Raw genomic sequence first — 18,159 nt, 5'->3', positions numbered from 1 at the left:
TAATGTCTTGTAAGATAATGAAAAATGTTGAATAAAAGAAGGGATAGCATGGAGAAACAAGTGATCAGTTATGGGGAGTTTCAATCACCGATTGGAACGCTGACATTATTTGCGGGTTCTGAAGGAGTTTACAGACTTGATTTCGGATTTGCTGAGGATATGCTACCCGCGGCTGAAGCATGGTTCAAGAAGAATCATGTAAAACCAGATTTCGTTATGAATTACGAAATCATCGACCCGATTATTGTTCAATTAGAAGAGTTTTTTAGCGGTAAAAGAAGGATGTTTGATTTAAAACTAAATTTGATTGGAACACCTTTTCAAAAGAAAGTATGGAATAGTCTTAGTACGATTCCATACGGTGAGACCCGCTCATATAAAGACGTTGCTGTTGATATTTCTGCTCCTCGAGCAGTACGTGCGATCGGTTCTGCCAACAACCGGAATCCACTTCCGATCATTATTCCTTGTCATCGTGTGATTGGAAGCAATGGTGCTCTTGTTGGATACGGTGGAGGAATGGATAAGAAGGAATACTTGCTGTCACTCGAACAGCAGACCGCAATTCAAACAGCAGTAACTTCATAAGTATTATCGAGCTCGGAGTTCATAGACGAACTTCCGAGCTTTTTTGTTCTATTCAACGTTTCACCCTGCACTAAGTGGTATGTGTAACCATTCACCAACATAAAGTGCGAAGAGGGGGGAACGCAAAATGGGTTGGGAAGAGCAGCTTAAACCCTTTTGGGAAGAACAAGCGTCATACTTAATGAACGGATCGCTATCCTTTAGAAGCAATGGAAAACGTCCAGCTACGGAAGAAGAAGCTGTTAACAGGTTTATTAAGAAATGCAACGCTCGAGAAGCTACAGTTGTGAGAGTACTGAATAAAGGTGTACTCCTGGGCAAAAAGAAGTTATCCAAAACTCGAATCTTTGATTACTATCTTCACCAGCAATTTGTGATCAAGCATGGTAAGAAGATGTATCAAGAAGAGCGTTTTGAAAAAAGGCTTGCAGAGTTAATCGATGGAGAGCTAGTCCATGATCGTTCCGTTGAGCAAGAAGGTGTACACTGTGATAATCCTGTTCGGGCAGGCAGGGGAGATGAAAGGTTGAAGGGATCGTATTATGATCGCTTATCTGCTGTGAAATATGCTGAAAACTGGTGGGATGATTATAATCCTGCTTATCCAATATTTGATGGAGACTGTACGAACTATGTCTCTCAATGTATCCATGCAGGTAAAGCACCTATGAGGGGTTATCCTGATCGAACGAGAGGATGGTGGGTGCGGAAAAACAGCTGGAGCTATTCGTGGTCAGTCGCTCATGCATTACGGTGGTATCTTAGTGGTTCAAAGAGTGGGCTTAAAGCAAGAGAAGTCTATCAGCCTGATGATTTAGTACCGGGCGATGTGATCAGCTATGATTTTACTGGAGATGGGAACTGGCAACATACGACGATTGTGGTCGATCAAGATGGAAAAGGGCAGCCGCTTGTAAATGGGCATAATACGAACTGTAGAATGCGTTATTGGGATTATGAAGACTCAACGGCATGGACACCGAATATCCAGTATAAATTTTTTCATATTGAAGATGAATAGCATATTCTTTCTCTCCGTGGAAAACATGCTATAATAGATATGTTTTGAAGCGGAGGTGAATCATTATGTCTTTAAATATCGTGTTATTTCAGCCAGAAATTCCTGCAAACACTGGGAATATTGCTCGTACATGTGCTGCTACGAATACAAGTCTTCATCTTATTCGTCCATTAGGTTTTTCTACAGATGATAAGATGCTAAAACGTGCAGGTCTAGATTACTGGAAATATGCTGACGTTCATTATTACGATTCTCTAGAAATATTCTTTAATCAGAATGAAGGCGGAGAATTTTATTATATTACGAAGTATGGTACGAATACTCATACTGACTTCGACTATTCGGATGTTAGTAAAGATACGTTCTTTGTTTTTGGAAGAGAAACAAACGGTTTGCCAGATGAGCTGATCGAGAATAATAAGGAGCGCTGTCTACGCTTACCTATGACAGAACACGTGCGTGCGCTTAACTTATCGAATACAGCGGCAATCATGGTGTATGAGGCACTTAGACAACAAGGATATCCTAACATGAAATAAAAAAGAACGACCGTAACGGTCGTTCTTTTTTATCGACTACCTTTTTTGGTTTTTTGAGGTCGATCATTGTACCCAGCCGTAAAGATGGCTGCTAGAAAAGCAAGTATTACTACTAAAATACCCAGGAAACTCATGGTTTCATCCTCCTCAGGTAAAATTATGTCCAAGTCTATCTATGATTATAAACGATGTTGAAGGTGTTGTGAATGTTTTGAAGGTAATTCGATACTCTTCGGGATGAATGAGTTGGAAAATTTGCCACATTCCTATACGATAGAAGGAGATTATTAAAAGGAGGCTTTTGTTTATGTATGTTGTTATGAACGAATTGAAAGTACCTGATGAACACAAAGCTGTAATGAAAGAACGCTTTGGAAAAAGTGCAGAAAGCATGAAGAACGTTGAAGGTTGTCTTGAGTTTCTTTTTCTTGAACAGCCATCTGAAAATGGAAAGCTGATCGTGTTTACGAAATGGGAAGATGAAGATGCCTATCAAAAATGGATTCATTCTGACTCATTCAAAAATGCACACAAAGAAAAGCGTGAATCAAAAGAAAAGTCTCCTGCATCTGGAAACGAGCTAAGTGAATTTAATGTTGTTTACCACACGTAAAACCGGCTATGCCGGTTTTTTTGTTTGTAGTAGACGTTATGGCTATACAGAAGAACAGCCTTTTTTTACGTAAGAAAGAAAACAGAATGTTATAGGACATCCCCGCATACCATGTATTAAATCCGATGAATCAAATTTGGAGGGGGCTCGTAATGGATATCTTACGTAAAATCCAGCAGCATCGAGATGAAGAGAGGCGGCTGAAGTGGGAAGGAACCTTTGGCGAGTACTTAGAAATTATCAAAGAACGACCTGAAGTAGCGCAGTCAGCTCATTCACGCGTTTATAATATGATAAAAGATGCTGGTATTAACGAGGTAGATGGCAAGAAAAGCTACAACTTCTTCGCTGAAGAACTTTATGGTCTTGAGGAAGCAATCGAAAGGTTAGTCGAAGAATACTTTCACCCAGCTGCAAAGCGATTAGACGTCAGAAAGCGTATCTTATTGCTTATGGGTCCTGTAAGTGGAGGTAAATCCACGCTCGTTACCATTCTAAAAAGAGGCTTGGAGAAATATTCACATGAAGATGCAGGAGCGGTTTATGCAATCAAGGGCTGCCCGATGCATGAAGATCCGCTTCACTTAATTCCTCACCACATGCGCGAGGAGTTCTACAAAGAATACGGTATTAGAGTAGAAGGTAGCCTATCGCCATTAAACCTTATGCGTCTCGAACAAGAATACGGTGGCAGAATCGAAGAAGTTATGATTGAACGAATTTTCTTCAATGAAGACAAACGGACAGGAATTGGAACATTCAGTCCTTCTGATCCGAAGTCACAGGATATAGCAGACCTCACTGGTAGTATCGATTTCTCCACGATCGCAGAGTTTGGGTCTGAATCTGATCCAAGAGCATATCGATTCGACGGTGAATTAAACAAGGCGAACCGAGGCATGATGGAATTCCAGGAGATGCTGAAGTGTGATGAAAAGTTTTTATGGCATTTGCTATCGTTAACACAGGAAGGAAACTTCAAAGCTGGTCGCTTTGCATTGATATCAGCAGATGAATTAGTAGTAGCTCATACGAACGAAGCCGAGTATCGCTCGTTCATCTCGAACAAAAAGAACGAAGCTCTCCATTCCCGTATCATCGTGATGCCTGTACCGTATAACTTAAAAGTAAGCCAGGAAGAGCGCATTTACGAGAAAATGATTCGAGAAAGTGATGTTGCCGATGTCCACATCGCGCCACATGCACTTCGAGTAGCTGCAATTTTCTCTATCCTCACAAGATTGAAGGATTCAAAGCGTCAGGGAGTAGACCTTGTCAAGAAGATGCGTTTGTATGACGGGGAAATTGTTGAAGGATTCAATCAGGTAGATGTTGATGAGATGCAGAAAGAGCATTCTGATGAAGGAATGAGTGGTATTGATCCACGTTACGTCATCAATCGAATATCTTCTACGATCATCAGAAAAGAAGTACCTTCAATTAATGCACTGGATGTGCTTCGTTCGTTGAAAGACGGCTTGGATCAGCACGCTTCCATTTCAAAGGAAGATAAAGAGCGCTATATGAACTTTATCTCGGTTGCTCGAAAAGAGTACGATGAGATTGCTAAGAAAGAAGTTCAAAAAGCATTCGTGTATTCTTATGAAGAAAGTGCTAAGACGCTCATGGATAACTACCTTGATAACGTAGAGGCGTACTGTAACAAGAATAAGCTTCGCGACCCTCTTACTGGTGAGGAAATGAGTCCAGATGATAAGTTGATGCGTTCCATTGAAGAACAGATCGGTATTTCAGAGAACGCAAAGAAAGCTTTCCGTGAAGAAATCTTGATCAGAATTTCGGCATACGCAAGAAAAGGAAAGAAATTCGATTACAATTCGCATGAGCGTTTAAGAGAAGCGATTCAAAAGAAATTGTTCGCTGACCTTAAGGATGTTGTGAAGATCACGACTTCTTCTAAAACGCCGAACGAGAATCAGTTGAAGAAAATTAATGATGTTATCGCTCGATTGATCGATGAGCATGGATACAATTCAATCTCTGCCAATGAACTTCTTCGTTATGTAGGAAGCTTATTGAATCGATAACTGGTGAAAAAGCATGCCTAACAGGTGTGCTTTTTTTCTTGAACAGCGTCTAATTTGTAAAAAGTTTGTATATCCTATAGTGAGATTAACCGGGTGCTTGTGCCTTTTTAGTATGAGTGATAGATTATACGTAAAGACGTATTGAAGAGAGGTTTGACATGAAAAAGGAACGCAGTCCGCTTTGGGAATGGCTAAAAGCATTTTCAATAGCCGTTGTCTTGGCGATTGTAATTCGTGAATTTATCATAACGAACTATGTTGTTCACGGAGAATCCATGATGCCTACCATTCAGGATGGAAATCGGCTGATCATCAATAAAATAGGGTATGAAGTCTCTGAGCCAGATCGTTTTGATCTCGTCGTGTTTCATGCGAACGAGAATGAAGACTATATCAAAAGAGTGATAGGACTTCCTGGTGATACGCTTGAGTATAAAGATGACCAACTTTATATAAATGGCAAGAAGATGAAAGAACCGTATCTAACTCATTTTAAAAGTGAGGTCTTTAATGGGAATTTGACTGAGAACTTTAAACTCGAAGATAAAACGGAGAAAGCTGTAGTGCCCGAGGGGTACTTGTTCTTAATGGGTGATAATAGACGCCATAGCTATGATAGCAGACATATCGGTCTTGTCCCGATCGACCAAGTCGTCGGTGAGGTGAACCTGCGTTACTGGCCGATCGAAGAATTTGATTTCACTTTCAAGAAATGAATTTTCAGGTTCCAAAAAGGTGAAGCAGGGGTATTCTCTTCTTAAGGAGGTAGTTCATTGTGTCAGAACGAAAAGATAAACCTGCAAACAGTTCAATGGCAATGGATGAGAAAGAGATGAAAGAGCTTGGTAAAGAGATGGAAGAGCTTGAAACCAACCAGGAATTAAAGAAAAACGGGCGACGCCCTGACCCTGTACAAAACGAAAAAGATAAGAAAGAGTAAAGCCCATGCTTGGAGGCTGTCGAGATGTTCTCGGCAGCCTTATTTTTGTTAAAAAAAGTGTCTAGGCAGCATGGGCAATTAACGAAAAGAGAATATTCTTAATGCATTTCTTATACAATCTATCAATAGTTTTACAATTCGTACGTTCCGAGCTTGATTTGTCAGAATTAATTGTCAATTATCGCTTGTATTTGCATAGGATAAAGTATACTACCTTTTAGATTCAGGGAGTCAAAATTAGTATTCCGCTTTTGAACAATCACCATGAGCGATCATCGATCATTGAATAAATATCCGATAGAAATATTATTTTTTTAAGGAGGGGAATATGGCATGAAAGACAGGAACACCAAAAACTTTGTTGTCTCTCAGGAGAATTGGTCCCTCCACCGAAAAGGCTATCAGGATCAAGTGCGACATTCCGAGAAGGTTCAAGATGCTATCAAAAATAATTTACCAGATCTAATTAGTGAGGAGAACATTATACTATCTAATGGTCGTGACGTAATTAAAATACCAATTCGCTCTCTTGATGAATATAAAATTCGGTATAACTATGACAAATCGAAGCATGTTGGCCAGGGTGACGGGGATAGTCAGGTTGGAGATGTTATCGCCCGTGACGGATCAGGTGAGAAGAAGCCTGGTGGAGGTAAAGGCGAAGGAGCTGGGGATAAACCTGGCGATGATTTTTATGAAGCTGAAGTCTCATTGATGGAGCTGCAGGAAATTCTGTTTAAAGAACTAGAACTACCTAATTTACGTGAAAAAGAGACAGCTGAAGTTGTGAAGAAGAAAGTTGAGTTTAACGATATTCGTAAAACTGGCTTGATGGGTAACATCGATAAGAAACGAACAATTCTTTCTGCTTACAAACGAAATGCAATCGAAGGAAGGCCAGGAATAGCACCGATTTATCAAGATGATCTTCGCTTTAAAACGTGGAACGAAGAAATAAAACGAGAATCAAAAGCTGTTGTACTTGCTATGATGGATACGAGTGGATCAATGGGTAAATGGGAGAAATATATGGCGAGAAGCTTCTTCTTTTGGATGACACGCTTCTTACGTTCGAAATACGAAACTGTGGAGATCGAGTTCATTGCTCACCATACCGAAGCAAAAGTCGTCTCTGAGGACGATTTTTTTTCAAAAGGTGAAAGCGGTGGAACTATTTGTTCATCTGCCTATCGTAAAGCTTTAGAACTGATTGAAGAAAAGTATTCACCAGCTCGCTATAATATCTATCCATTTCATTTCTCAGACGGTGATAACCTTACTTCCGACAATTCACGCTGTGTGAAGCTTGTAAATCAGATCATGAAAGTATCGAATATGTTTGGGTACGGGGAAGTTAATGCCTACAATCGCCACTCAACATTGATGAGTGCCTATAAGAATATCCATGATCCAATGTTTAGACACTATATTTTGAAAGAGAAGAAGGATGTTTACCACGCAATGAAGAGTTTTTTCAAAAAGGAAGAAGTTCATTCGTAATGGTTTCCCACCAGGGGAACCATTTTTTTGTTTTGGAAGCATGAAAAGAAAAGGAAGCTTCATACTAAAATCAACAACTAAAAATGGGGGATTGCTTATGAAGAGTGCTTCCTTAGCATTTATTTCCTTCATCCTTATCCTATTTCAACCTTTCATTGCGGTTGCTGATGAAGCTAGCGCAGAGCTTCATTTCATTGATGTCGGACAAGCTGACAGTATCCTTGTACTGCAAGCAGGAAAAGCAATGCTCATCGATGCTGGAGATAATAAGGATGGTGACAAAGTTTCGAGTTATTTAAAAAATCTTGGTATCAAACGATTAGATTACCTGATCGCGACCCATCCGCACCACGATCATATTGGGGGAATGGATCAAATCGTTAACGACTTCAAAATAGGAAAAGTGATCATGCCTGATGTATCTTACCCCACTCGTCATTACCGCTCTTTAATGAAGGTGATCAATAAGAGAGAGATACCGGTTAGTGTTGCTGAGAGCGGAAAGAAAGCAAGGTTTGGGAAGGGAATCACGCTTCATTTTTTTTCGCCGATCCGACATGCGGAATATGAGGATTTTAATGACTACAGCGCAGTCGTTCAATTAAGGCATCACAATAATTCATTTTTGCTGATGGGAGACGCTGGTGAACAAGCTGAAAAGGAGATATTAGCAGATGCAAAGAAGAAACTCCCTTCAGATGTGATTAAGATCGGTCATCATGGAGCTGATTCTGCTTCAACCAAACCATTTATAAAAGCTGTAGCTCCTCAAGCAGCCGTTATCTCAGTTGGCAAAAACAATCCTTATCATTATCCAGATAAATCTGTATTAAAGACGCTTAGTACGATGAAGATCCCCATTTTCAGGACAGACCAACTTGGGACAATTATCGCAAAAAGCGATGGGGAAAGGATCGTTTTTCATACGGGTCAAAAAAAGGAAAAATAATTTGAGCAAACGAAGCTCAGACTAGTTTGTGTAAGACCTCGTCTTTTGAGTCTTTACCATTTATCAACTGGGAGGAATGTTTGTGCATAATAATCTGCAAGGCGTCATGTCCAGAAATGTCGTATCTGTTACACCAGAACAATCTGTTCAGGAAGCAGCCGCATTGATGAGTCAGCATAATATCGGTGCCCTTCCTGTAATGAAGGATGGGCAACTGTGTGGAATCATTACCGATAGAGATATTACGACGCGTTCGACTGCTAGTGGCGGGGCAGCAACTTCACAGGTTGGGCAGTGTATGTCGAACAACTGTGTATCAGCGAATCCTAACATGTCAGCAGATGAAGCAGCAGCATTAATGGCACAAAATCAAATCCGTCGACTGCCAGTCGTTGAAAACAACCAGGTAGTCGGAATGGTTTCGCTTGGGGACTTTGCTACGAAAACACCGGATCAACAGGAAGCTGGTCCAGCTTTATCCAGCATTTCTCAAAACGGTACAACTCGAGCATAACGATGTGGAGGCTGGCTGATGTCAGCCTCTTCTTATTCTGAAAATTGTTACCTCTATGATAAAATGAAGATAAAGTCGGGTACATAGTAAGATAGGCAGTTACGTGGAGGTTGATAAGATGTCTGAATTAGATGTTTCTAAATTCGAAAAAAAGATGGAACTAAGAGGAATCAGAAAAGAAGATATCGACGAAATACTCGCTTTACAAAATGAGTGTTTTCCAGGTATGGATCCATGGAAGCGAGAGCACTTAGAAAGTCATCTAGCTGTTTTCCCCGAAGGTCAATTTTGTGTTGAATATGAAGGGAAAATCATCGGTACCTGCTCGAGCTTGATGGTGAATTTCGATGAGTATGACGATCAACATACGTGGGATGACATCACGGACGAAGGCTATATTACAAACCATAACCCAGATGGATATAACTTATATGGAATCGAGGTAATGGTTCACCCTGAGTATAGACGAATGAAAATTGGTAAACGTCTTTATGATGCTAGAAAAGATTTAGCAAGAGAATTAAATGTAAAGAGTATCATCATCGGTGGACGTATTCCGAACTATCATAAGTATGCCGATCAGATGAAACCATCTGAATATGTTGAGGAAGTTAAATTCCAAAATATTTATGATCCTGTCCTCACATTCCAGCTTATGAATGGATTTAATGTGATGCGGATCAATCCTAACTACTTACCAGATGATAAAGCTTCAAGACGTTATGCCACGCTTATGGAATGGAATAACGTTGAATACAAAGCGAAGACAAGACGTCATTTCAGATCTTCATTCCCAGTTCGAATTTGTGCGATTCAATACGCGATGAAGAAAATTTCCTCATTTGATGAATTTGCTAATCAAGTTGAATATTATGTGGATGTTGCAGCTGATTTCGGATCGGATTTCGCAGTGTTCCCTGAAATCTTCACGACACAGCTCATGTCGTTTATGGATGAAGACATTCCTAGTAAAGCTGTGAGACGTTTAACGGACTATACTGAACCATACATCGAACTATTTACAGACCTTGCCGTCAAATACAATGTGAACATTATCGGAGGCTCTCACTTCGTTTTAGAAGATGAGAAGATCTATAATATCGCGTATCTTTTCAGAAGAGACGGTACGATTGAGAAGCAATATAAAATACATGTGACCCCAAACGAAAGACGTTGGTGGGGGATACACGGTTCAGATGGAATCGAAGTGTTCGATACAGATTGCGGTAAAATCGCGATCCAAATCTGTTATGACATCGAATTCCCTGAACTTGGTCGTATTGCGACAGACAAGGGCGCAAACATTATCTTCACACCGTTCTGTACGGATGATCGACAAGGGTATTTAAGAGTACGCTATTGTGCTCAAGCACGTGCGGTTGAGAACCAAATCTATACCGTTATAGCAGGAACGATCGGAAACCTTTCACAGGTAGAGAATATGGACGTACAGTATGCGCAATCTGGCATCTTTACGCCATCTGATTTTGCGTTTTCAAGAGATGGTATTGTTGGAGAGTGTCACCCTAACATCGAAACGGTCGTTGTAGGTGATGTCGACCTCGAAATATTAAGAAGACAGCGCCAATCTGGTACTGTTCGTCAATTAAGAGACAGAAGAAAAGACTTATATGAGATTCATTACAAGAAGTAAGCCTTCCACGGCTTGCTTCTTTTTTTATTACCTTTCACTTTTTTATTGGAATTCGTTGGAATCCATATTATTATAAACTCTAAGAGCAGGGTTTTCTTCTTTAGAGAGAAGGAATTTTGTTCATTACATAGAAGACAAATATATGCTAAAAGAAGCTAGACACAACACAGGAGGCAGAGATGAACTGGAAAAACGAATACAAACGATGGAATACAGCAACTGACCTTGATGAGGAGTTAAAACGCGACCTTACGATGCTTGAGGGTGATGAGAAATCACTAGAAGATGCATTTTATAAGAACCTTGAGTTTGGTACAGGTGGCATGCGTGGAGAAATTGGTCCTGGTATTAACAGAATGAACACGTACACGGTAAGAAAAGCTTCAGAAGGTCTGGCTCAATACATATTGAAGAATGGCGAAAGTGCTAAGAAACGAGGAGTAGCGATCGCCTATGATTCTCGTCATAAATCACCAGAGTTTGCGATGGAATCTGCAAAAGCATTGGCTAGTCATGGTATCCAAACATACGTATTTGAAGAACTAAGGCCAACACCGGAGCTTTCGTTCGCTGTAAGGAAGCTGAATGCTTTCGCGGGAATCGTTATCACAGCTAGTCATAACCCTCCTGAGTATAACGGCTACAAAGTGTATGGTGAAGATGGTGGACAACTGCCTCCTAAAGTAGCAGAGGAAGTCATCTCATATGTTAACAGTGTAGAAAACGAATTAGCGGTGAACGTTTCTTCAGAAGCTGATTTAAAAAGTCAGGGCCTCATCAAAATGATCGGTTCTGAAATTGATGATCAATACATTGAACAGTTAAAGACGCTACGCGTGAATGAATCTCTCTTAGAAGAGATGGGAGATCAGCTTAAAATCGTTTTCACGCCATTGCATGGAACTGCTAACCATCCTGTTCGTGATGGACTTAAAGCATATGGGTTCAAGCATGTCACTGTCGTTGAAGAACAAGAATTACCAGACCCGAACTTCTCCACAGTATCATCACCAAACCCTGAAGAACATGCTGCATTTGAACTTGCCATTCAATATGGCGAGAAAGAAGATGCTGATGTTTTACTTGCAACTGATCCGGATGCAGACCGTGTAGGTGTTGCGGTTAAGAATAAAGAAGGTCAATATGTTGTGCTTACAGGCAATCAGACAGGTGCACTATTATTGGATTACATCATTACTCAAAAGAAGGAAAAAGGTGAACTTCCTGAAAACGGTGCTGTGCTGAAAACGATCGTAACTTCTGAAATCGGTAGAGTAATCGCAGAAGATAACGGACTTACATCGTATGATACTCTTACAGGTTTTAAGTTTATCGGGGAAAGAATTAAAGAATATGAAACTTCTGGTGAACACACCTTCCTATTTGGCTATGAAGAAAGCTATGGCTACTTGATCGGAGACTTTGTTCGAGATAAGGATGCGGTTCAAGCATGTTTAGTAGCGGCAGAAGTAGCGGCTTACTACAAATCAAAAGGGATGACGTTGTATGAAGGATTACTAGAAGTTTTCGAGCAATATGGTTATTATCAAGAAGGCCTAGAATCCCTAACGCTTAAAGGGAAGGAAGGTGCGGAGAAAATCAATTCACTCCTCACTCAATTCCGTGAAGAGCCACCATCAGAAGCTGCAGAATTAAACGTTGCGATTGTAGAAGACTACCAAACGAGTACACGTACGTATATGAAGGATAACCGTAGTGAAACAATCGATCTACCTAAATCAAACGTATTGAAATACAAGCTTGAAGATGGCTCATGGTTTTGTTTACGACCATCAGGCACTGAACCAAAAGTTAAGTTCTATTTTGGAGTAAACAGTACAAGCCTTGAAGACAGCGAAAGAAAACTAGACGCGCTGAGATCTTCCGTTATGTCAAAAGTTAACGAACGACTATAAAAGAAAATAACCAGGACGATATTCGTCCTGGTTATTTCATGAAAAACAAAAGAAAACCGGCTTAAAAGCCGGTTTTCTATTATTGATGTAAATGTTGTTTGTTTAATTGTGCCTCGTATTCAGCTTTGTTCATTCGAATGAGCTTAAATACTTTATCTTTCGTCTCATTATCCAATTTTTCCAGAATCTTTCCTGCTTTGTATTCATTTGAAGTTACAATTTTTCTGTAAATCTTAGATAATCGTTTATCATCTTCGGATAACTCCAAAAGGTCCTGCCTCCTTTAAATGAAATAACCCTTTTTCCTATCCTTAAATTAAGATTTATTTTACAATATATGAAGAGAAGGCGCAAGTGTTTAATCTTTTATAAAAAAGTATATGCTTTTAAAATAGATTTAGCCTAATGGAAAGGAGCTCGGAGTATGGAATATACAAATGAGATGAAGAACCGGCTTAAACGAGTAGAAGGACAAATACGCGGCGTTTTGCGCATGTTGGAGGAAGAAAAAGATTGTAAAGATGTCATTACCCAGCTATCCGCCAGCAGAACAGCGATCGATCGTACAATCGGGTTAATCGTAGGGTCTAACCTAGAGGAGTGCATTCGAATGCAGCTTGATAAAGGGGAGTCGACTGAAGAAGTTGTAAAAGAAGCAGTGAATCTCCTTGTTAAGAGTCGTTAAGTCCCGTCATTACACTATTCAAAGTACGCTAAGGAGTTAAGTTGTGCAAATAGGAAACGTATCAGTACCAGAACATCTCGTTTTGATGGGGGCAAGCATAGCTCTCGCACTTTTTAGTATCGCTATTATTCGTAAAATCCTAAACTTATCATCCAATGCTACCGATCTAGCTTTCGAAACGGTCGTTACCTTTATTATCGCTTGGAAGGCGAGTCTAATCATAGTGAGTCCGCTGCTGGTTGTTGAGTCTCCTCTATCGCTCTTATATTTTACGGGTGGTGAGACGGGCTATATTATTGGGCTTTTTATTAGTATGGTCTACCTTCATTGGAAGCTAAAGGGCGATAACCGCAAAAATAATCTATACCTACTTGGATTCGGGTTACTGATTGGAACGATAGGCTATGAAGCTTTTCACTTTCCTACTAAGAGCTCGTTGCTCCTCGTCGTGCTATTACTATCGATGATGTTATTGATGCTTTATTGGAAACCGTACGAATGGCGCTTCCTCGATGTAATGTTGTGGGGCAGTATTCTTATCTTCATCGTGGGTATGATAAGGCAAGATGTGATGTTTCAACTATCAAAGCAGCAATGGTTGTATCTTTTCGTGGCCGTTTATACTGTTTGGGCACAATATGATGTGTTTAGGAGGAAAGCTAGATGAAGCGTTTGATCCCCGGCATCATCGTCGTAGTTAGTTTAGTCATTTATGCGGCAGTATCCTCTTTTACGGATGGTTCCGGAACGTCTCCACAAAGGGATGCTGGTCAACAGGCGTTAGCTCAAGTTGAGGAAGGTATCCAAAATGGGAACCTTGCACCTGACTTTTCATTAGAGACCCTTTCAGGTGAAAAAACAAATCTATCTGATTATAGAGGTAAAGTCGTATTCTTGAATTTCTGGGCTACCTGGTGTCCTCCATGTAAAGCTGAAATGCCTCATATGCAAGATTTCTATGAAGAAAATTCTGAGGAAGTAGAAATTGTAGCGGTCAACCTCACTTCAAATGATTCCGTTCATTCAGTTGAAGAATTCGTAAAAGAATATGATGTAACGTTTCCCGTTCTTTTAGATGTTGAAGGAGAACAAGCAGAAAAATTTGCAACAATTACGATTCCAACCACCTATATCATTGACAGAAATGGTATAATTAAACAGAGATTAGTTGGACCAATGAGTAAAGACAAAATGGAAGAGCTGGTATCTTCAGTGCAATAGGTACCAGCTAATTATTAGGGGTTTCGTTCGCTGGGTCGTTCGTTTTATTGAATGGTCTGGTACTTGGAATGAAAAAGGAGGGGATCGATTGACGAGTTTTCTTTATGGAATCATATTTTTTATCATGTTAGGGTTCGTTCAGTACAGCTGGTTCTATGAACCTACACATGGACCAGCGATTGAATTTAGCTCGACTAGGTCTTATATCGTTACATCGATCGTTTTAGGCTTACTAGTGGGCTATCTACTTACATCGGGAATCACTCAACTGTACAATTGAATGTGGAAGATGAAAAGCTGCTGGATTTCCGGCAGTTTTTTTGTTTTGTTCTCTAAATCCTGTATTTCCTTGCCTTAATCATGAAGTGGTTTGTCCTCACATACATATTAATAAGCAATACTTTAGGAGGGAAGGAAATGAGTGCTGAGAAAGAGATTTTTTACGCTATCGAAGAGATTACAGAAATAGCCAAGGGGTTCGGCCTTGATTTCTATCCAATGCGTTATGAAATCTGCCCGGCAGATATTATTTATACGTTCGGGGCATATGGTATGCCAACAAGGTTTTCGCACTGGAGTTTCGGGAAACAATTTCACAAAATGAAGCTACAGTATGATTTAGGATTAAGCAAAATTTATGAACTCGTTATTAATTCAGATCCATGTTATGCATTTTTGTTAGATACAAATACGTTAATTCAGAATAAGTTGATTATTGCGCACGTCCTTGCACACTGTGATTTCTTTAAAAACAACGTCCGATTTTCAAACACCCGTCGCGATATGGTGGAAAGCATGACTGCGACTGCAGAACGAATTGCGAATTATGAGCATCAGTATGGAAAAGAAGAAGTTGAGAATTTCCTAGATGCAGTGCTTTCGATACAAGAGCACATCGACCCTTCCATCATGCGTGCGAAGTTAGCTTATGACCTTAGTGAAGATGATGAAGAGGTGAGGGTGGTAAAAGACGATTCACCTTATAACGATCTATGGTCGTTAGATGGTGACGACACGAAGGACGAGCAGCGTCCGAAACAAAGAAAAAAATTCCCTCCTCAACCTGAGAAGGACCTCTTATTGTTTATACAGGAATACAGTAAAGAGCTCGAAGATTGGCAGCGTGACATCATGACGATGATGAGAGAAGAGATGCTCTATTTCTGGCCACAGCTTGAGACAAAGATCATGAATGAAGGATGGGCGAGTTATTGGCATCAGAGAATCTTACGGGAAATGGATTTAACAACTGAAGAATCAATCGAGTTTGCTTCCTTAAATGCGAATGTTGTTCAGCCTTCAAGAACAAGAATAAACCCATACTACTTAGGACTGAAGATTTTTGAAAACATTGAAGAAGTCCATGATAACCCTACGGAAGAGATGTTAATGAGAGGAGTAAAGCCTGGTAGTGGGAGAGAGAAGATGTTTGAAGTTCGAGAGGTAGAGGCTGATATCTCGTTCATTCGAAATTATTTAACGAAAGATCTTGTTCATAGAGAAGATTTGTACTTATTCCAGAAAAAAGGTAGAGATTATAAAATTGTTGATAAAGAGTGGGAAATGATCCGTGATCAGCTCGTAACAATGCGAGTAAACGGAGGCTTTCCATATTTAACAGTAGTTGATGGGGACTACATGAGAGCTGGAGAGATGTACATCAAACACTCTTACGAAGATACTGAGCTCGATCTTCAATATTTAGAGCGCGTTCTGCCTTACATTCATCAAGTATGGGGCCGCCCTGTTCATATGGAAACGATGGTAGAAGAAAAGGAAGTCGTATTCTCTTACGATGGAAAGAAGATGCACCGCAGGTATCTGTGATGAGTGGCGTTGCGTTAGGAACGCCATTCCCGGGCTTCTGGACTTATGTTCTGTTTGTGGTTTCTGCTGGAGTATTAGGTGGTTTAGGCAATATTCTCCTCTCCGGTGAATTCAGACTGTGGCGTAAAGTAAAAAGCGAAGGCCAAGGCGTTTATTATAGTATCGGTTCTTTAAAAGAACCACTAATAGGAGGAATTGGAGCGTTATTAATGACGCTCATGTTTTTTGAGACATATAAAAACGTAGAAAATCTATTGTATATATCGATTTTGACTGGCTTCGGAAGCAGTGCGTTTTTAAAACGTTACATCGACTCAAAAATCAATGCTATTCAAGAACAAAGCACAGCGCTTTTACAAACTGAGAACCTACAGTACTACGATGAGGAAGGTAAAAATACTGGAGATACAGCAGTTAAGGGAGTCATGACGACCAATGGTCCACTACCCGTTTATTTAACGAAAGATGAAATGCAGAGGTTGATGGATCTACAGTCAAGAGTGGGTGATGCGATCAGTCATAAGGAAGCAAAAGTGTGTCAATTTGAGATGAAAACGTTGATCAACAAAGGGAAACAAAGAGCATTTTAATAGCATACTGGACGGGACCGTATCACTACGGTTCTTTTTTGTTGTGTGTAAAATGAACATCCACTATGACAAAATGGGTATAAGAAAGAGAACGAATGAAGATTCTCAATAATGAGGATGATTGTGCCAAACGTTGACAGATCATTCATTTGGTTTATGATAGGGAATGTAATTATATGAAAAGGCTGTGGGTGCTTTGTTAAGATCTCGTTTTAGACGCATACGATTAACATCCGTACAATTAATCGTTTTGTTTTATTTACTAGCAGTGACTATATCCACAATATTAATAAGTTTGCCCGTCGCTCATCAGCCAGGGAAAGAACTTTCATTCATTGATGCGCTGTTCACAGCCGTAAGTGCTGTTAGCGTAACCGGTCTTACGGTGGTCACGACTGCTGATACGTTTAGTGTCACAGGTATCATCATCATTGCATTTGTGCTACAAATCGGTGGGATCGGTATCATGACGCTTGGGACGTTCGTATGGCTAGTAATGGGTAAAAAGATTGGGTTAAAAGAAAGACAGCTCATCATGACGGATCAAAACCAATCGACATTATCTGGACTAGTACAATTGATGAAACAAATATTAGCACTGATTTTTATTATTGAATTAGTTGGAGCCGTCGTGCTAGGAACGTATTATCTTCGTTTCTTTGAAACTTGGCAAGAGGCATATCTACAAGGGTTCTTTGCCTCAGTTAGTGCAACGACTAACGGAGGTTTCGATATCACGGGTAAATCACTACAGCCCTTTGCTCAAGATTATTTTGTTCAATTTATTCATATCCTTTTGATCATTACAGGAGCGATTGGGTTTCCTGTTTTAATCGAAGTTAAAAATTTCTTATTTTCTCGGCAGAATACGTATCGTTATAAATTCTCTTTATTTACGAAGCTTACAACGATGACATTTTTTGTTCTAGTGGTGCTAGGAGCCATATTGATCTGGGCGTTTGAAGCCACAACATTTTTTGCTGATAAGTCATGGCATGAGTCGTTCTTCTATGCGATGTTTCAATCTGTCACGACTCGAAGCGGTGGACTATCGACAATGGATGTTAACGAGTTTCAAGAACCTACTCAATTATTGATGTCTGCACTAATGTTTATTGGTGCATCACCAAGTAGTGTTGGGGGCGGTGTGCGTACGACCACCTTTGCTATCGTGCTTATCGCTATTTATTCTTTCGCAAAGGGTGGAAGCTCGATTAAAGTATTCGGTAGAGAGCTTCACCCAGAAGATGTTCATAAGGCCTTTGTCGTATTTGCCGTTGCTGTTATGGTTTGGAGCACGGGAATAATCATGCTTTCATTCTCTGAACCTTATCCTCTCGTGGCTATTGTCTTTGAGGTTTCATCTGCATTCGGAACTACAGGCCTTTCGATGGGAATCACACCGGGGCTCAGTACCTTCGGAAAGATCGTTACGATCTGTTTGATGTTTATCGGACGGATCGGGATATTATCCTTCTTATTCTTGATCAGAGGGACTGTATTACGAGAAAGATATCATTATCCAACTGAACGAGTGATCATTGGTTAGGAAGC

General features: G+C 40.2%; 20 protein-coding genes. 19 read left to right on the top strand and 1 reads right to left on the bottom strand.

The window, feature by feature from the left end; genetic code table 11:
- Positions 1–48 precede the first annotated feature (48 nt).
- The 12 genes from ACXAEY_RS19305 to ACXAEY_RS19250 all read left to right on the top strand — a co-directional run bounded on the left by ACXAEY_RS19305 (position 49) and on the right by ACXAEY_RS19250 (position 12,282).
- Positions 49–588 carry a methylated-DNA--[protein]-cysteine S-methyltransferase gene (locus ACXAEY_RS19305; protein WP_270182386.1) on the top strand — a complete coding sequence of 180 codons (540 nt, stop codon included), beginning with the start codon at positions 49–51 and terminating at the stop codon, positions 586–588.
- A 127-nt stretch (positions 589–715) separates the two neighbouring features.
- Positions 716–1,609, top strand: a complete 894-nt coding sequence (locus ACXAEY_RS19300; protein WP_270182387.1) for an amidase domain-containing protein — start codon at positions 716–718, stop codon at positions 1,607–1,609.
- Positions 1,610–1,674: 65 nt separating this feature from the next.
- Entirely contained in the window at positions 1,675–2,148 is a 474-nt protein-coding gene (gene trmL, locus ACXAEY_RS19295) for a tRNA (uridine(34)/cytosine(34)/5-carboxymethylaminomethyluridine(34)-2'-O)-methyltransferase TrmL (RefSeq protein WP_270182388.1), read from the top strand.
- Between the two features lie 307 nt (positions 2,149–2,455).
- Positions 2,456–2,761: an antibiotic biosynthesis monooxygenase family protein gene (locus ACXAEY_RS19290; RefSeq protein WP_270182389.1), complete on the top strand. Its 306-nt coding sequence runs from the start codon at positions 2,456–2,458 to the stop codon at positions 2,759–2,761.
- Positions 2,762–2,913: 152 nt separating this feature from the next.
- Entirely contained in the window at positions 2,914–4,809 is a 1,896-nt protein-coding gene (locus ACXAEY_RS19285) for a PrkA family serine protein kinase (protein ID WP_474814289.1), read from the top strand.
- Between the two features lie 158 nt (positions 4,810–4,967).
- Entirely contained in the window at positions 4,968–5,525 is a 558-nt protein-coding gene (gene lepB, locus ACXAEY_RS19280; RefSeq protein WP_270182391.1) for a signal peptidase I, read from the top strand.
- Positions 5,526–5,584: 59 nt separating this feature from the next.
- Positions 5,585–5,749 carry a hypothetical protein gene (locus ACXAEY_RS19275; protein ID WP_474814286.1) on the top strand — a complete coding sequence of 55 codons (165 nt, stop codon included), beginning with the start codon at positions 5,585–5,587 and terminating at the stop codon, positions 5,747–5,749.
- Between the two features lie 333 nt (positions 5,750–6,082).
- On the top strand, positions 6,083–7,249 hold the full coding sequence (gene yhbH, locus ACXAEY_RS19270; protein ID WP_270182393.1) for a sporulation protein YhbH: 1,167 nt from the start codon (positions 6,083–6,085) through the stop codon (positions 7,247–7,249).
- A 97-nt stretch (positions 7,250–7,346) separates the two neighbouring features.
- Positions 7,347–8,198, top strand: coding sequence for a ComEC/Rec2 family competence protein (locus tag ACXAEY_RS19265; RefSeq protein ID WP_474814284.1), 852 nt, complete (start codon positions 7,347–7,349; stop codon positions 8,196–8,198).
- 76 nt (positions 8,199–8,274) lie between these two features.
- Positions 8,275–8,712: a CBS domain-containing protein gene (locus ACXAEY_RS19260; protein ID WP_270182395.1), complete on the top strand. Its 438-nt coding sequence runs from the start codon at positions 8,275–8,277 to the stop codon at positions 8,710–8,712.
- A 118-nt stretch (positions 8,713–8,830) separates the two neighbouring features.
- Positions 8,831–10,366, top strand: a complete 1,536-nt coding sequence (locus ACXAEY_RS19255) for a GNAT family N-acetyltransferase (protein ID WP_270182396.1) — start codon at positions 8,831–8,833, stop codon at positions 10,364–10,366.
- Positions 10,367–10,545: 179 nt separating this feature from the next.
- Positions 10,546–12,282: a phospho-sugar mutase gene (locus tag ACXAEY_RS19250; protein WP_474814281.1), complete on the top strand. Its 1,737-nt coding sequence runs from the start codon at positions 10,546–10,548 to the stop codon at positions 12,280–12,282.
- A gap of 79 nt (positions 12,283–12,361) precedes the next feature.
- Here the strand turns inward: ACXAEY_RS19250 and ACXAEY_RS19245 are convergent, their stop codons facing one another.
- Positions 12,362–12,550: a hypothetical protein gene (locus ACXAEY_RS19245; protein WP_270182398.1), complete on the bottom strand. Its 189-nt coding sequence runs from the start codon at positions 12,548–12,550 to the stop codon at positions 12,362–12,364.
- A gap of 156 nt (positions 12,551–12,706) precedes the next feature.
- Here ACXAEY_RS19245 and ACXAEY_RS19240 point away from each other — a divergent pair, with 156 nt between their 5' ends.
- The 7 genes from ACXAEY_RS19240 (at position 12,707) to ACXAEY_RS19210 (ending at position 18,154) form a co-directional block, all read left to right on the top strand.
- Positions 12,707–12,967, top strand: coding sequence for a metal-sensitive transcriptional regulator (locus ACXAEY_RS19240; RefSeq protein ID WP_270182399.1), 261 nt, complete (start codon positions 12,707–12,709; stop codon positions 12,965–12,967).
- Positions 12,968–13,010: 43 nt separating this feature from the next.
- Entirely contained in the window at positions 13,011–13,634 is a 624-nt protein-coding gene (locus ACXAEY_RS19235; RefSeq protein ID WP_474814280.1) for a hypothetical protein, read from the top strand.
- Complete coding sequence (locus tag ACXAEY_RS19230) at positions 13,631–14,188, top strand: redoxin domain-containing protein (RefSeq protein WP_474814278.1); 558 nt, start codon at positions 13,631–13,633, stop codon at positions 14,186–14,188. Before ACXAEY_RS19235 ends, ACXAEY_RS19230 begins: the two co-directional genes overlap by 4 nt.
- A gap of 88 nt (positions 14,189–14,276) precedes the next feature.
- Complete coding sequence (locus tag ACXAEY_RS19225; RefSeq protein WP_474814276.1) at positions 14,277–14,468, top strand: hypothetical protein; 192 nt, start codon at positions 14,277–14,279, stop codon at positions 14,466–14,468.
- 137 nt (positions 14,469–14,605) lie between these two features.
- A complete protein-coding gene (locus ACXAEY_RS19220) occupies positions 14,606–16,015 on the top strand; it encodes a SpoVR family protein (RefSeq protein ID WP_474814274.1) in 1,410 nt (469 codons plus the stop codon).
- The gene (locus ACXAEY_RS19215) at positions 16,015–16,605 is read left to right on the top strand and encodes a hypothetical protein (RefSeq protein WP_474814272.1); all 591 of its coding nucleotides are present in this window, start codon (positions 16,015–16,017) and stop codon (positions 16,603–16,605) included. Before ACXAEY_RS19220 ends, ACXAEY_RS19215 begins: the two co-directional genes overlap by 1 nt.
- A 196-nt stretch (positions 16,606–16,801) precedes the next feature.
- A complete protein-coding gene (locus tag ACXAEY_RS19210; RefSeq protein ID WP_442865211.1) occupies positions 16,802–18,154 on the top strand; it encodes a TrkH family potassium uptake protein in 1,353 nt (450 codons plus the stop codon).
- Positions 18,155–18,159 lie beyond the last annotated feature (5 nt).

Source organism: Anaerobacillus sp. ABA4_114, from assembly GCF_056159065.1.
This window is presented reverse-complemented; position numbering and strand designations above follow the sequence as displayed.

What these genes read in the sequence shown, in the direction of transcription:
- ACXAEY_RS19255 (WP_270182396.1), top strand. Translation starts at nt 8,831, where the DNA reads ATGTCTGAATTAGATGTTTCTAAATTCGAAAAAAAGATGGAACTAAGA.
- lepB (WP_270182391.1), top strand. Translation starts at nt 4,968, where the DNA reads ATGAAAAAGGAACGCAGTCCGCTTTGGGAATGGCTAAAAGCATTTTCA.
- ACXAEY_RS19265 (WP_474814284.1), top strand. Translation starts at nt 7,347, where the DNA reads ATGAAGAGTGCTTCCTTAGCATTTATTTCCTTCATCCTTATCCTATTT.
- yhbH (WP_270182393.1), top strand. Translation starts at nt 6,083, where the DNA reads ATGAAAGACAGGAACACCAAAAACTTTGTTGTCTCTCAGGAGAATTGG.
- ACXAEY_RS19260 (WP_270182395.1), top strand. Translation starts at nt 8,275, where the DNA reads ATGTTTGTGCATAATAATCTGCAAGGCGTCATGTCCAGAAATGTCGTA.
- ACXAEY_RS19285 (WP_474814289.1), top strand. Translation starts at nt 2,914, where the DNA reads ATGGATATCTTACGTAAAATCCAGCAGCATCGAGATGAAGAGAGGCGG.
- ACXAEY_RS19215 (WP_474814272.1), top strand. Translation starts at nt 16,015, where the DNA reads ATGAGTGGCGTTGCGTTAGGAACGCCATTCCCGGGCTTCTGGACTTAT.
- ACXAEY_RS19305 (WP_270182386.1), top strand. Translation starts at nt 49, where the DNA reads ATGGAGAAACAAGTGATCAGTTATGGGGAGTTTCAATCACCGATTGGA.
- ACXAEY_RS19290 (WP_270182389.1), top strand. Translation starts at nt 2,456, where the DNA reads ATGTATGTTGTTATGAACGAATTGAAAGTACCTGATGAACACAAAGCT.
- trmL (WP_270182388.1), top strand. Translation starts at nt 1,675, where the DNA reads ATGTCTTTAAATATCGTGTTATTTCAGCCAGAAATTCCTGCAAACACT.
- ACXAEY_RS19250 (WP_474814281.1), top strand. Translation starts at nt 10,546, where the DNA reads ATGAACTGGAAAAACGAATACAAACGATGGAATACAGCAACTGACCTT.
- ACXAEY_RS19300 (WP_270182387.1), top strand. Translation starts at nt 716, where the DNA reads ATGGGTTGGGAAGAGCAGCTTAAACCCTTTTGGGAAGAACAAGCGTCA.
- ACXAEY_RS19230 (WP_474814278.1), top strand. Translation starts at nt 13,631, where the DNA reads ATGAAGCGTTTGATCCCCGGCATCATCGTCGTAGTTAGTTTAGTCATT.
- ACXAEY_RS19220 (WP_474814274.1), top strand. Translation starts at nt 14,606, where the DNA reads ATGAGTGCTGAGAAAGAGATTTTTTACGCTATCGAAGAGATTACAGAA.
- ACXAEY_RS19240 (WP_270182399.1), top strand. Translation starts at nt 12,707, where the DNA reads ATGGAATATACAAATGAGATGAAGAACCGGCTTAAACGAGTAGAAGGA.